At 50.7% G+C, this 15943-nt stretch carries 7 protein-coding genes; all 7 read left to right on the top strand.

All coding sequences use genetic code 11. The features are described 5' to 3' along the window. Positions 1-15: 15 nt before the first annotated feature. The 7 genes from SH451x_RS00935 to SH451x_RS00905 all read left to right on the top strand — a co-directional run bounded on the left by SH451x_RS00935 (position 16) and on the right by SH451x_RS00905 (position 15937). On the top strand, positions 16-5547 hold the full coding sequence (locus SH451x_RS00935; RefSeq protein WP_479360393.1) for a DUF5724 domain-containing protein: 5532 nt from the start codon (positions 16-18) through the stop codon (positions 5545-5547). 335 nt (positions 5548-5882) lie between these two features. Further along, positions 5883-8282, top strand: coding sequence for an ExeA family protein (locus tag SH451x_RS00930; RefSeq protein ID WP_479360392.1), 2400 nt, complete (start codon positions 5883-5885; stop codon positions 8280-8282). Between the two features lie 62 nt (positions 8283-8344). Next, on the top strand, positions 8345-9019 hold the full coding sequence (locus tag SH451x_RS00925) for a hypothetical protein (protein WP_479360391.1): 675 nt from the start codon (positions 8345-8347) through the stop codon (positions 9017-9019). A gap of 192 nt (positions 9020-9211) precedes the next feature. Next, the gene (locus SH451x_RS00920; RefSeq protein WP_479360390.1) at positions 9212-10438 is read left to right on the top strand and encodes an App1 family protein; all 1227 of its coding nucleotides are present in this window, start codon (positions 9212-9214) and stop codon (positions 10436-10438) included. A gap of 155 nt (positions 10439-10593) precedes the next feature. Further along, on the top strand, positions 10594-11712 hold the full coding sequence (gene asd / locus SH451x_RS00915) for an aspartate-semialdehyde dehydrogenase (protein ID WP_479360389.1): 1119 nt from the start codon (positions 10594-10596) through the stop codon (positions 11710-11712). A gap of 82 nt (positions 11713-11794) precedes the next feature. Then, positions 11795-12985: a DUF6688 family protein gene (locus SH451x_RS00910; protein WP_479360388.1), complete on the top strand. Its 1191-nt coding sequence runs from the start codon at positions 11795-11797 to the stop codon at positions 12983-12985. A 165-nt stretch (positions 12986-13150) separates the two neighbouring features. Continuing rightward, entirely contained in the window at positions 13151-15937 is a 2787-nt protein-coding gene (locus tag SH451x_RS00905; protein ID WP_479360387.1) for a C45 family autoproteolytic acyltransferase/hydrolase, read from the top strand. The last annotated feature ends 6 nt before the right edge of the window (positions 15938-15943 follow it).

Genomic DNA, 15943 nt, shown 5'->3' with positions numbered 1-15943 from the left:
AGGAATCTCTCAACTATGTCTAAAATTGATGCGATCGAAGCTGAACTCGCAAAATGGAAGATCGATACAACTTCCGATGATGACGAAGAAACAGGTGAGGAAAGGGGCGTCGCTAAACTAAAAACACTCCCAAAGAAACATGCGTCGATCGCTTACCATTTTTACGGAAGAGACGAGAGCGGAAAATCGCTTGCCTCGCTCTGGCAAATGAAAGATTCCGATCGAGCGGAGATTGAAGCAAAGCAATACTTGGCGTTCTCTGCTTTTGATAAACTCGCTGCAGTCGACCGAAAGAAAATCTTTCAAGCGATGGTACCAGGCCTGTCCGAATGGCTAGAAAATACGTGGCAGTTGCAAAAGTTAGTTCCCTATTCTGTCGGCTATTCAAGTAAAGCTTTTCGAGCCCCGAATCATCCTGAGCACACTTTGCTGACTCGTTGCGATTGGCTTACGTCCTTTTTGAAAGCCGTCGCCAATTTCAAACCTGAAGTCCTTACACCCACCTGGTTGGCCACTTGGTCGCAACACGCATTCCGTTATCAAGCGTCACACATTGCTCCGGTGCTAATCGCCGCTCTGAATCAGAAGAACAAAGTGGGCGACGAAGTCTACGAGATCCTTTATCGGACAATCACTAATCAACATCCAATCGGCGTAATGTCTGACTTTGTGATCAGAGCACTTCTTGGTTGTGATCGTCCGGAAGCGTGGGAGATCGTTGAAAAAACATTGCTGGCCGCACAACGTCAAGAAGGTTTGCGCCAATCTATTCTTCAAAATGCGGACATCGCAAACCCAAATGCGTTTATACGGCTTCTGAAACTGATCGTCGATGAGGACCTAATTCGTTTCAGCAGCGTCGCCAGATCCGTCGATGTCTGGTTAGGTTTGAACTGGGATTCTGCTAGCGTAAAACCATTGTCAAAGGCGGTTTCATCGCTCTTGCGTTTGCTTACGTCCTTGGAAGAACGAACCAAAGCACTCGAGTCTAACGATGCAGAATTGGTCTACATTGCCTTGTGGTCATATGCTTTTGAAGATGCAGTGGAAGCGACCAAACTTGCGTCAAAACTACTGACACACGCAAACGATGAAGTACGATTCGTGGCTGTTTGGGTTTTGGGGCAAATCGCCACGCCGTCTTCCATCGCCGCAAAGTCACTGGCGATCGAAGACGAAAACTTGCAAGTTGCCTTTCAAGCGGCAATACCTAATCGCGAAGTTCGCATCGCACCGCAAGATATCGAGCTAACTTCGACTCAACTCAAACGTTCAGATTCTGCAGCGAAGGATACCTTTGAACGGCTTGAACTATTATTTGCAAGGCTGCCGGAAAAGCCGATTGTGTTGAAGGCAATAGTTTGGCCTTGGCTGGAGCGCAAGGTCGAACGCAAAATGATCACTGGCGCTATGCTGGCCGAGCTTCGTGAACGCCCACCAACAGCAATGCTGCCTTATCTTAAGTCGCTAAGCTGCTGGGAGCAACAGTTGGTTATTGGCCTACTTGCTCAACAAAAGAAATGGGACAGCCTGACAAGAAACACCTTAATCGAGCTTGCAGGTCATACTTCAACGGACGTGCGTCAGGCCGCATTCCAAGCATTGGAAGCACAAATCCTTAAGCCTGACGAGTTAGAAATTTTTGAAGGCTATCTTACGCGCCAAGCGGCCGATCTGCGGAAAGGGACGCTTGGACTAATTTTGAAAAGTGACGACCGAGTCGCATTGGACAGCGCAACAAAACTAACGAAAACAAGCAACCGTAACCAAAGGTTAGCCGGTCTAGAATTGCTTCGCCAGTTGGCCGAAGGAAACCGCTTGCGTGACGATTGCAAAATCGCTGCGGACAAGTTTCAGCAGCAGCAAAAGAAGCTGTCCAAAGAGGAAGAACTGCAACTGGCGGCGATCTATGATTCGGATCGGGAAGCAGTTTCACCAGAAAATGCATTCGGGTTTATGAATCCTGATGGCCGCAGCAAAGTTATCCAACCGAAATCGAAGAAAGTTCCGCTCGTCAGCAAAGCGGCACTTGCATGCATACGATCCTTAGACGACTTGATTCTTAAACACAGCACCGATGTAATTCGACTTAAAACGTACAACGGCTACCAAGATCTCGTGCTTGGCGAAGTAGCGTATTATCATCTGCCACATGTCGACAGCCGAAAAACAGTCGATGCGCAGGTGAAGAAATTCCCGCTATGGGAAATTTGGTCGGAGTGGTACCAGAAGCGGCCCTCTACCTTAAAAGACAAGGATGGACTGGAGATTCTGCGAGCGTTAGTCTACATGGATCTCATCACAAATTATCGATTTCGTAACATGACGAGCTTGAAAAAAGATACTCGAAAGTTACAGATTCTCGAATCGGTCATCGGCGCGACAGAGGAACTCAAGCTCAATTACATTGAACTTGTCAAGAGAATCCTCGAGTGGCTATTCGATGCGTATCAGCCAAATAATTTACACAACTATTTGTTAGACTGCGCGGAAAATACCTATGCCAACGTTTCCGATCATGAGCTCAAGGCGCTGCTGGCAACGAAGGAGAAAGAAGACACAGGATATGCAGTATTGAACTATTTTAGCAGAGCTGACGACGAGCAAGACTGGCGTGAAGACCCAGTCTTCAGAGCTTGGCCAACAATGCTGGACCGCCTACTTCGCAACAGCAACTTAAAACTTGATCATGAGAATAAGCGACGTTATTGGCAAGCGAGACGATTTCGAGACGAGCCTTGTCCCGGCGCTCGGCGAGAAAGACCTTCGATCTTTGAAGTTGTCGCAGCATACAAGAATCAGTTTGCTACGTACGACGACATGGTTGATTGCTTAATCGGACCAAAACGTAGTCAGTATGGAGCTTATTCGGACTTGGAATTGCTGACTTCCCGCTCGTTGGGAAAAGAGACTCGTGAACTGTTAGACGATACACCAGAGCTTTCTGTTTTGGTCGACAACGTCCGTTCCAAAGTTCTTAAAATCGAATTAAATCGCGGCGAGGCGAGAACTCCTGTGACCGAAGTTGCACTTGCAATCGGCAGCTATCCAGGTGCTGAAAATCTCTTCCGCGTGATGGCGGCGCTTAATAATGGGAAGTTCAAAATCGACCGTGGATGGCGAGGGCAAACAGCAGATTCAAGAACCGCTACGTTGACTCAGTTGCTCAAGCTATGTTACCCAACTGATAGCGACACGGAAGCTGATTTTTCAAAACGCGTCAAGCAGGTCATGGCGGAAGGTTACTGTAACGAATCAAGACTTCTCGAGTTGGCATTTCTTGCCCCCCAGTGGAGCCGACTTATCGCCAGCGTCATCGGCTGGGAAGGTTTTAATGAAGGGTTGTACTGGTTCATCGCACACATGAACACGTGGTATAGCGATGCGAAGAATGCGGCAGCCGATGCCGAAGGTATTACTCCAGAAGCTGACAATGAGGAAACGGCGAGCGACAGTGAAGATGCTGAAGAATCCGATGAAGCGGAGACGATCTCGACGCCTATTCCGCAGAAGCTAACTCCATGGGAACGGCTAATCCTCGAGCGCACTCCATTGTCTGACGAAGAACGCCGCGAAGGAGCTGTAGACGTAGCTTGGTTTAATCAAACCTGGAAAACGTTGGGGGAAAAGCGCTGGAAGCAACTTGCTGAATCGGCGAAATTCGCTGCCAATTCGGCGCAGGCAAACAAAGCTCAATTCCTGGCCGATGTCTTGTTAGGCAACCGCTCACGAGATGAGTTGATAGACGGTATCACCAAGCGATTCCTCAAAGAGTATGTCCGTTTACTTGGGTTGCTTCCGTTGGCTAAAGGAGCAAAGCGCGACAAGGACCTTATGGAGCGCTACGAGACACTTCAAGGCTACAGAAAGTACGCGCGAGGTTTATCGTCTTTGACTAAACCATCGGCGATGCGCGCGATTGAAATCGGCTTTAGCAACCTTGCTAGGCTCGCTGGTTATCCCGATCCACTTCGTTTGGAGTGGGCCTTGGAGGCCGAGTCGACGAAGGATCTGCTGCAGGGACCAATCCACGTCACGAAAGAAGGCGTAACGGTGACTTTGAGCCTGGATGAAAATGCGAAGCCGCAATTGACCATCGATCGAAACGGAAAACCGATCAAATCAATTACCGCCCCACTTAAGAAGAAGCACCCTGAAATCGCAGAGATTGCGGACCGCGCCAGTGACTTGCGAAAGAAATCAGGTCGAATCCGGCTGTCGCTCGAAACAGCCATGTGCCGCGGAGATAGTATTACTGCAAGCGAACTGCAAGCGCTTTGTAGCCATGCGATCCTGGCTCCCCAGATCGCTAAACTAGTTCTTATCGGCGAGGGAATCGCAGGCTATCCAGACAAGGGAGGCAAAGTTCTACGAGACTTTAGCCAGAAACTGGAGCCGATCAAGAAGAACGAGGCTTTGCGAATCGCGCATCCGAGCGACCTATTCCAACTTGGAAATTGGGACAAGTGGCAACACGAATGCTTTACCGCAGAACGAATCCAACCGTTCAAGCAAATTTTTCGTGAACTTTATGTCCTGACGAATCAAGAAAAGAAGAAGCAGAATACTTCCTATCGGTTCGCGGGACAACAGATCAATCCTAGCCAAGCAATGGCACTGTGGAATAGCCGCGGTTGGAATACGCAAGGAGAGATCGTCAAGATCTTCCATGATCTATCCATCATCGCGAGCGTCCACTTTCAAAACAACATTGGCACAGCGGCTGAAGTCGAAGGCCTGACCGTTGATGGGATAGCGTTTCGCAATCGTGACACTTACAAGCTGATTCCTCTTGAACAAGTACCTGCCGCGATCATCAGCGAAGTCATGCGCGATATTGATCTCGTCGTTAGCGTCGCACACCGTGGACAAGTCGATCCTGAAGCAAGTGCTTCTACTGTTGAAATGCGATTGGCTTTGTTGCGAGAAACATGTGAACTCCTCGGGCTCGGCAACGTGAGCTTTAAACCTTCACATGCCATCATCCAAGGCTTCTATAGCCAGTACTCCATCCACTTAGGCAGCGGCGTCGTGCATCGTCTGCCAGGTGGAGCTCTTGCTATTCTGCCGGTTCACGCTGCGCACCGTGGCAGAATCTTTTTGCCCTTTGCCGACGAAGATCCCCGAACAGCCGAAATCATTTCGAAGGTGTTGCTGTTGGCTCGCGACGAAGAGATCCTCGACCCGATGATTCTGGATCAGCTGGGCGCTCCGGCAAGTATGCGCAGAATGCCAGCACCAACGCTTGAGCAAGAGAAATCCGAGAACGGCAAGAAGCGAAGATCGACCACACCGACCGAACCGATAGCTGGTGTTTCAGAAACAACGGTCGGCCGGTCCACAAGGCGCTTTGAATTCCAAGAGGGGGCATCCAATAAATTCTGGGAAATTGAGCTTAATGGAACCTCGCTTACCACGAAATGGGGACGCATCGGATCTACAGGCCAGTCCAAGACTAAAGAATTCGCAGACGATGAAAAAGCTCAAGCGGAGTTTGACAAGTTGGTCTCGGAGAAGGTCGGCAAAGGATATAAAGAATTGAGTTGAACCGGTGGAAATGGTCGCCGTCGAGGGATTTTATGAACCACTGCCTGGACCTTCCATTTGCCGGATAAGTTATCAGCCAACTTCGATTCAGAACCGGAAGAACACCTGCAGTTGTAAGGCGATTTGCTAGCGATCGCGTCGCGTTGCTAGCAAACGTCGACGGCAATTGCGCTGGCAAGATGTACCAATTGCGCGGGATTTACTGAAGCGTATCATCCAATTGTGCCGACAAAATCGATAAAGCCATTACGCATACTTACGGAAAATATGGCTTTCGCTAGTCGCAGCAAGTGCCATAACGCAGCTAACAAAATCGCGTTTAAGAAAGTTCAAGGATGAACGAATCAAGATTTGCATTCACCAATCGACCATTCGCCGCCGTTCCACGCATCGAACAGTATGTGAATGTTGGCAATAGTGAATGGATCAGCCGGCAATGTATTGAAGCCGTCAGCCGCAATGACGGCCCCGTCGCGATCTTTGGCGGCGCTGGCATGGGCAAGACTATGACGTGCCTCAGAATCGCGCAAGCAGTCGCACAGTCTGCGGAAGTCATCTTGCTATCCAGTTCGCAGATCGCAAGCCGCGCCGACTTGCTCAAGACGCTTCTGTTCGAACTGCGTATGCCATATCGTGGATTGTTTGATGGCGAGCTAAGACTCAGCTTGATCGAACGATTGCAGCATCGCAGATCCCCTGGCGCGGAAAATATTGCCCTCATCGTCGATGAAGCTCAGGCGTTATCTCCGCGCATCCTGGAAGAGCTTCGTCTATTAACAAACCTGACTGTCGATAACGCACCTTGCATTTCGCTGATCCTGTGTGGATCGATGCGACTGGAAGAGATGCTATGCAACCCTCAGTTAGAATCGTTACAGCAACGAATTTGTTCACGACATTTCCTGCGTCCACTGACGATCGACGAATGCGTTGAATACGTTCGTCACAAAGTAGAACTCGGCGGTATTAGACTAGAACGCGTATTCGATTCGTCCGCGGTCGATGCGATGTTTCTAGTTAGCGGCGGTGTACCACGTCTGATCGATCAGATCGCAGACCGTGCAATTGCCAGCGCTGTTGCAGCAGTTAACAGACCTATCAATGCAAGTGACATCGAACAAGCGTGGCACGCTCAACAACAAGCAGTTCCACCTTGGTCAGATCCAGGCATTGCCACAACTTCGTCGAAAGCAACCGTTGTAGAGTCTCAAGCCGAAGACCAAATAGCAGCGATGGTGGAAGACGTCTCCGATATTTCGAGTGAGGTCGCTTCAAAGAATGAGATCGGGCAGGCGCAGCAACAGTCCACGTATGCGTCTGAGTATGCCAGCACCGACGAGTCTAGCACCCAGCGTGACGAGTTGGCATTCTTGGGGTTTGCTGAAGAAAGTCAGTCGCAAGCAACGCAGCAGAACCAATCGGAACCGTCGCTCAAAATGCGAACTCGCGTTCCGCCGTCCGCAGGCATGGGGCTTAGCTCTGTAATTCCTCGCGACACGACCGAAGACAACCCGAGCAGCCCTAATGCAGACGTCGCCGCGTTAAACGAACAGATCAATCAAGAAGACGACGAGTTCGAACAAGCACTGGAAGCATTCGACCTGCGTGTTCGAGCTGAAACGTTAGAAAAAGCTAAAACCGTTGATGTCGAAGCATTGTTCGGGAACGATTTCACAGACGAAACTTACCTGTTGAAGTCTGCTGAAGAGCAAACCTGTGCAAATTGTAACGGAGCCGGATTTTGCATCGATTGCGACCAGATGGAGATCATCGCGCAGCCTTCGCTGGCGGAACAAGAACTTGCTTCTCAAGCATTCTTCACAGTCGGAATTGAAGATAGCTTTGTGGCCGATGACCTTTATCATAATGTCGCCGAAACCACCGCCTCCGGCGCAACGTCGGAAGATGCGTATGAGCTTCCGACGTTAGAGCAGCGTCTGGCCGATTCGGAAAACGTAGCCGCGACCGTGAGCGAAGTGGAATACGAGTACGAAAGCTCTGTGGACTACTTCTCCTTTGACAGCGAGTCGGAAAATGTTGACCAAGAACATGTGGCTAAGAGTGCGACGGAGGCATTCCGACTTGACACCGACAGTGTAGAACTAAATTCAGCCGTCGTAGGCTACGGACATGAGCCGCAAAGCCGTGAAAGCTTTGACCTTCAGCCAATAACTGCTGAAACAGTACATCCGGATGGTATCGAGAACGAACTGTTGGATATGATTTCCAACATCAATTTGGAATCAATATCAATTGACCCAAGCGCATCGTTCCAAACATTTGATCGGCACGAAGTGTCGGCAGAACAGGCTCGATGGGAGCATAGCGAACAGCAGCCAGAGCAGGGTGGTCCAACAGCGTTCGGAAACTTCGTAGACGTCACCGGACAGACGCCTTCATTCTTTAGCGATGCATTTGATTCGGTCGTAGAATCTGCAACCGATGAAGATATCGACGTCGATGCTGAAATTAACTACCATCACGACTCAATATCTTTGCGTGAACGATTGCAGGACCTTGAAACTCTAGCATCTGTCGACCGACGCAGTTCGAACTCTCTCTCAATGAGCGACTTTGATTCCGACAGTACGCTCGCAAATTCGGACGATCGCGAGATCTTGATAATCGACGAAGATGTCGCGAGCTACATCCCTGAAACTCATACCGACAGCAAACCGGTAGCTGCTGCCATGTTGCAATCATACTCAAAGCTATTCTCTAATCTCCGGACGTAGTTATCGGCTAAGACCTCCCCTCCAAATTTTTATGTAAGTACTCATTCGACAAGGAACCATCTATGGCCAGAGCACACGAGCCGATTGAGAACCAGGTCGATGACTTAGCGATGCAAGTGGCTAGACGCGTGCTGGCAACGACTCGACACGTGTTTGCGATTGTGGAATCATCTAGCAACAACCAACAAATTGTATGGCCAGAGTGCGAGCCTCCCAGTTCCATTAGCCCATCGGCGTCTGATTCAGATACAAGTGTTTCACGATTGTCAGCATCGCAGCGACTGAGGCATTCGATACAGACTAGGCTGCCGGTGGGTGGCCTGTGGTGCATTTTAGATGGCTTCGGTTCCAGCGATGCTATTGTTCGTCTTCGTCCCGCAGGCGAGACGTCAGCGAAAAAGAGAGACGCTCGAAAATTCGCCCTGCCAGCGCCAGCAAAATTCGACGACAACACTCGTCCCAGTCCTCTCGAAAAACAATTTGGACAGCTAATCGCAGAGGGTGATGAACGCAATCTCTGCACACTTCTCACCGAGCTTACCAGCGATTTCAACTGGATATCGTTTTACGTACTCCGTAGCGATCTGACTGTCCTATCTACATTATTGCGGCATTGTGAACTGGTATTTGCGGCGGTAGACGGCAAATCTCCGCTTTCGCATGCACAGTCCAAACTCTTCAAAAATTGGCGGCGTAGCGGAATTCCCCTGCAGGCGGCTTGGCTAGTCGCTGCGTAATAAAACCTCATCAAATTTTCTTTTTCGTCCTTCGGGAATTTGGTACTTCTGGGGTAAAATGCTGGTCGATTTGGAAATGAAGGTATTGGGAAACGGTACTGGTTCAACAATTTTCTAACGCTGGCGGTCTTGGCTTAATTACGATATCGTAGCGTTGTGATAGCCCTAGTTTGCATCGCCCAACGTATACGAATGCACCAACCTAACACACGCTCTCGCCTAAGTGACGCGATTGAAACTCTAAGCAGTACATCAGAATTGTCGGGTATCGAGAATACTGACAATTTAATTCTGCCTCTGCCGCTAACTCCTCAGCTAGCCGCATCGGATGCACTGCTTCAAGGCGACGGCCTGCTTCTGAATACAGCACCGCTTCTTGCGGCGCCGAAGCTCACGACGACACTGTACCGCACGTATGGTTATCGGCATGCGAAGTCTGGTAACTGGCGAATTGTCGTTCAAGGGCGCCGTTGTTATGACGTGCCGACGCAACTGAATCTAACCAAGCGACTTATGTTGCGTGGCTTGATCAAGCGGTTGCAGTTGCCGCCGGAACTTTTGGACAATCCAAATTTTCAAGGTCGCGTGGCAGGCTTTCTAGTCAATGCCGAACCTGGACACAAAATAAGGGTTGAACTGGTCGATCAGATTCATACCATTCGTCGTCGCACCAGAAAGAGCGGCACATTCAGTGGTCGCATTAATATTGCGGCAGGAGCCTTCGCCAATCACGAGGTCTTTGGTCGACAAAAACGTGAAGGCCTTGCTCCAGTCATTCAAACTTACGATCAATACGAACCAGCTAGAACTGAACTCTTTCTGGCGGACACATTCGGAATCAATGTCGTTACCGATATCGATGACACTGTAAAGCAAACGGAAGTCACCAGTCGGCAACGGATGCTTCAACGCACGTTCCTCGATCCCTTCGAACCGATCGTCGGGATGGCCGAACTCTACCGCAGTTGGGCTGAACAGTTTCCAATTCTGTTTCAGTATGTATCGTCAAGCCCGTGGCAACTATATCAGCCGTTGCAGACATTCTTGGATGAGTTCCGATACCCGCTCGGCAGCATCCATTTGCAATGGTTTACGATCCGCGAAGAGCTGCTTAAAAAATGGCGACTGTCTCGAAGACGCGGTAAGGAAGCAGTCATCCGCACGCTGATCAAACGAATGCCCCATCGACGTTTCTTGTTGGTAGGCGATTCGGGTGAACGCGATCCGGAGATCTATGCCAACTTGGCCGAGAAGTTTCCGCGATCGATCCTTGGCGTTGCCATACGCCAGCTGGATTCGCGTCCGCTGGAAAAACAGCGACTGAAGCAGGTATCCGACCGCCTTAACTCGATTCCTTTGCGACTTTTCCGCGAACCTACCGAAATCTCCGATCTCGTTGAGGAGTGGTATCGTACCTAGTTCCGACTGGAACGAACGTGTGCGATGACGGAATCCCGCCCAAGCGGACACGCAAACCCTAGACGAAAACCAGCTTCCAGTTAAGCTGTCCGAGTCGGGCGCAGAAAACTGCGACGTTCGGTTGTCTCCTCTCAAATTCTTACAAGTATAGATTCGTGAAAACTGTTGGCATAATCGGTTGGCGTGGCATGGTCGGTTCTGTTCTGATGCAACGAATGCAGGCAGAAGGCGACTTTAAGACGATTGAACCCGTATTCTTTTCGACCTCGGACGCCGGCGGTGAAGGTCCGACGGTTGACGGACAAGCCACCGGAAAGCTTTCCGCAGCAGACGATCTGGCCAAGCTAAAGACACTCGATGCCATCGTAAGCTGCCAGGGGGGCGATTACACCAAGAGCGTCTACCCACAGCTTCGACAATCGGGCTGGAACGGCCATTGGATCGATGCAGCATCCTCGCTGCGCATGGATGATCAGGCGATCATTATTCTTGACCCTGTGAACGACAGCGTGATTCGCGACGGCTTAAAGAAAGGTATCCGCACTTTCGTCGGCGGTAACTGCACTGTGTCGCTCATGCTGATGGCGTTGCATGGTCTTTTTAAGGCAGATCTGGTGCAATGGATTACCAGCATGACTTACCAAGCTGCCTCGGGTGCCGGTGCCAAGAACATGCGGGAACTGTTAAATCAAATGGGTTCAATCCATGGTTGTGTTGCAGACCAACTGGCAGTGCCAAGTTCTGCAATCTTAGAGATCGATCGCTGCGTTACCGATCACCTGCGCGGCGATGCCATTCCAACGGATAACTTCTTAGTTCCTCTCGCGGGATCACTGATTCCTTGGATCGATTCCGACCTTGGTACAGGGCAAAGCCGTGAAGAGTGGAAAGCTCGCGTCGAGACAAACAAGATACTCGGTAAACCAGCCAATACGATTCCTGTCGATGGTATCTGCGTCCGTATCGGCGCCATGCGATGCCACAGTCAAGGCTTGACCATTCAGCTCAAAAAGAATGTTCCTCTCGACGAAATCGAAGGCTTGCTTGCGGAGGCCAATGCTTGGGCGGAAGTAGTACCGAACACCAAAGACGCGTCGCTTCAACGCTTAACACCGACGTACGCAAGTGGGACTTTAAACGTACCTGTTGGCCGACTGCGCAAGCTGGATTTAGACGGCAGCGGCTGTCAATTGTCAGCGTTCACTGTTGGCGATCAACTGCTTTGGGGAGCGGCCGAACCGCTTCGCCGAATGGTTAGAATTCTGGCGGAGTAAGTGACATACTCTTGCTTTTGTAAGTTATCTTGATGCAGGTCGTCTCTGGAAGCAATTTTCATTTAAGCGACTCGTCAGTCCAATGGAAGCATCGACTACTCAAGAAGCAAACGACGATGACTTTGCATTCGCCAGTTCGACAGTTGAACCAAGTCAACCGAATCGCAAAGAGGCTCGCAAAGCGGAACTTGTTCGTTCAGCGAAGCTGGCAGTAAGGCTAACAGCGTTCTGCGTCGGCATCATTGCGCCGCTGATCTGCGTCGTTATTAGTTTGTTCGCCAATCCGTTCGATGATCTCTGGCAAAGCGGAGAATTTGGCGTCTATGCATCTCTGCTTTTCAGCAGCCCAGCCGTCCTTCCACAACTGCTCTTTATGTTGCTTCCGATGATTGCGTTGGGTACGTACATCATCCGCCCCGCGTTTGCTCGATCGTCATGGCTGCGAGCTGGAATCTATCTCGGCGTTTTGGTGGCAGCGTATTTCCTAGTGTTATCCGTCACCGTCTCCCTCGAATTGCAGTTTGGCTTTCTCGGTTTGCTTACCACGTTCTTGGCCGCATGGATCGCCAGCTACTGCGTGCGAAGCGTGCTACGCATCATCACGCTCACGACGCTCCTGGCAGTGCTAACAACGTTAACAATCTCGTTTGAGTTCCGTTACCTGCAAGGCGCACTATTTTGGTTGCTTGCCTTACCAATTTTCGGCGCACCTATTAGTTGCTTTATCGTCTATTTGTTTGCCGCTTTGAAAATCGCAAAAGAAGCGGTTGCGGCTCGTGGGCAATCTATCATTTGGATTACATCAGCCAGTTTCGTTAGCTGGTTAGTAGCGTTGAGATTCTCAATCGTCCTCATGCTCGATGAATACGCGAAGCTGCCGACGAGCCCGCCCGATCGCTGCTATTTTTGCAGTGCATCGGCTCATGGTCACGCGAGCCTGGTCAAGCCGCAGATCGTTACGATTGAGGGCAAGACGTTTCAGATTACGCACCAGTTGCAACTGCTGAAGTTTTTTGAGATTGCACTTTTGATCGCGACGCCGCGCTTGCACCGTCAGCTTCGAAGGATTTACGACCGCATCGGCCCAAAACTTGCCCAACGCTGCGCCCGAAACGCGTGGCTGAGCGACGCAACGTACATACTGTTGAAACCGCTGGAAATCCCCGCGACTATGATCGCATCTTGCCTGAGAATTCCGAAGCAAGCGATTGCACAAATTTACATGCCTGAAATCAACTCTTCCTCGCCACGCTCCGGGACAAGGGGAGCATGAGGCGTGAACGAGATGTCGTGAGAAGAGCTAGCTCAACATGCAACGCAGAAATAGTTGTCGCTCGATAGGTTGCGACAAGGGAATTCGTCGCAAAGCTGTGTTGCTATCGTGCGTTCAAGGGGGATAGAATCGGTTAGCCTCCCACTCTACACAGGAATGCGAACAATGCATCGATTCGTCCTTGGTTTAATGCTCTCCCTATCGAGTTGTGTTGTATGGCAGCCCGTCTGCCATGCAGAAGCACCTTCGTTATCGCACGTGCTCAACCCTTGGCTATCGATCTTAAAAGGAAGACAATCTGATTACACCGTCAAGGGATTTGCAGAACCCGTCATCGACGGCAAAACACGGCACATTGATTTCTCGCTTACTTGCTTTGACCAAGAATCATTCGACCTGGAAGTCATCCATGAAGAGTATGCGGTAGCGATACGCCGGCGGCCTGACGCGATCGCGTTTGCATTGCCTATCCACAAGAAGGTATATATTGGGAGCGGGCAATGTGATCCAAACGATAACTTGAAGCCTGATGGAATCATCGATCGTTTGGTCAGTTCCGGCACAATAGTCAAAGTCGCGAGCCAAGTCATTTCCGACATTGATTCGGATGAAGTTGGTGCGTTGCTGGAAACGTTTGCAAAACTACGCTTTGATGCAACTGAAAATGCTTGGCTCGGAGAAAAGGCGCGCGTAGAACTTGCGCAGCTCGGCACGATCCGCGCCTACATCAACGGTACTCATCTGGAAGCGACAATTGAGTCATCTTCTGGGAATCTACGTTCGACTACTGATTGGCCAGGGATGGAGATTTTTACTCGTGATCGCATAGAAATCGAACGACAGCTTGCGCGCGGTATGCGGCGCACATTCGAAGTGCTTGCCCCCTCCAACCTTTTGATTTCTCCAGAGCAGCTCGACAAGAAAGTAGAATTCGGTGAACTTCGGTGGGTGGAAAATCATCGCGTTGTCCTCCTATATGGATCGCCCGAAGAAATCGGCACCGCTCATGGCCAGCTTCTTGCAAGGGAGACACAACGTTGTATCGATTCGGTTCTTTATGCGTTTGGAACAGCCCAGACGATTGCGACAGGCAGATGGTTTCGCGATGATCTGGAAAAGGCTTACACGCGATTAGAGCCGCATATTCCAGAGCGGCACAAAGCCGAAACGCGGGCCTTGGCGTCCAGCATTAATGTTGACGCTGACTTAATGGAAACGCTCAATGTGTTCCCGGAATTATTTCATTGTTCAGGTTTTGCTGTATTCGGTAATGCTACGGTTGATGGAAAGCTATACCATGGTCGCGTCCTGGACTACATGACAACGATAGGTCTGCAAGATGCGGCTACAACGTTCATCGTCGCGGCTGACAACCAAATCCCTTTTGCAAATGTTGGTTATGCTGGCTTCATCGGAAGCGTAAGCGGCATGAATGCAGAACGAGTTTCGTTGGGCGAAATGGGTGGGCATGGTGAAGGGCAATGGGACGGCGTCCCGATGGCGACACTGATGCGTCGCGCGCTGGAGGAGTGCTCGACTTTAGATGAAGTGAAAACGCTGTGGAGTGAGAGCCCTCGTACTTGCGAATACTTTTACGTTTTTGCGGACGGCAAGAACCGCACCGCGGTTGGCGTGGCTGCCACGCCGGAATCGATTCAGTTTGTGGCGCCCGGAGAAGCCCATCCACGCTTGGGCGAAGGGATCGCAGATGCGGTTGTCTTGTCTTCAGGAGCAAGGCTCGAGGAATTGCGAGCGAGAGTTCAGACTCAGTATGGAAAAATCGACACGGTTGCAGCTCAACAACTGATGGCTCGACCGGTCGCGATGGCGTCCAATTTACACAATGTATTGTTCGTGCCCGAGGATGGATTCATGTATGTCGCCAACGCAAGCCACACTCAACCAGCCGCCGAGCGACCTTACATCAAGATTGACCTGCTAGCGTTGCTGCGAGAACTGCCTGCGGCCTCGGCAGAGAAGTACGCTTCTAGCCGAGCGTTGCAAACGGCCCCTACCACTAGCATCGAGGACGGCAGTATCTTTTCCGCAACCGACTCGCTATCGATTGGATCGGAAACGGTCGGTGACGCAACGAACTGTCTGAATGGACTGAAGTGGGAACCAGAAAAATTTGACGTAGAACTAACGCAAGCGAAAGAAGGTCAAGGCGATTGGTTGCTGCGGTTTCCATCCCCCGTTCCAAGCGGCGTATCGCTGAATGATTCCGTTGCCATGGAGTGGTATCAAGCCCGTGACAAGGAAGGCTCGATCTTAAACGCTCCCGCAGTAGTGGTAGTCCACGAGTCTGGCAGCGGCATGACGGTTGGACGCATGATAGCCAAATCTTTTCAGACGAACGGCATCCACGCCTTCATGTTGCAATTGCCTTACTACGGTTCGCGCAGGGGTCCCGATGGACGTCCCAAAGGCGACCGCTTGATCCATGCATTGAAGCAGGGTGTGGCGGATGCGAGGCGAGCGAAAGACGCTGTGTCGGCAATGCCATATGTTGATGCCGATCGAATCAGTTTGCAGGGAACCAGCTTGGGTGGTTTCGTAACAGCAACAGTCGCTGGACTAGATTCGGCGTATCACCGTGTTGTAATCTTACTGGCTGGCGGCGATTTGTATAATGTTTTGATGGAAGGCGAGCGTGACGCGGCTAGAGTGCGAGAAGAACTTGAAAAGGCAGGCTTGACTGACGATCAGATCAGGAAGATGTTTTACGAAATCGAACCGCTGCGATTGGCGCATCGCATCGATCCAGACCGGACGTGGATCTTCTCCGGCACGCTTGACACAGTCGTTCCGCCCCGCAGTTCGAAACTGCTTGCGGATGCGGCGAAACTTTCACAAGACCATCATGTGGAAATGTTGGCCAACCATTATTCCGGCATCATTTTTCTGCCCATGATTACAAGGCAGATGAGCGAGATTATGTCAGAGTTTTGACGTCGC

Source organism: Njordella aestuarii, from assembly GCF_056494165.1.
The sequence above is the reverse complement of the archived record's forward strand: the minus strand, read 5'-3'. Positions and strand labels throughout refer to the sequence as shown.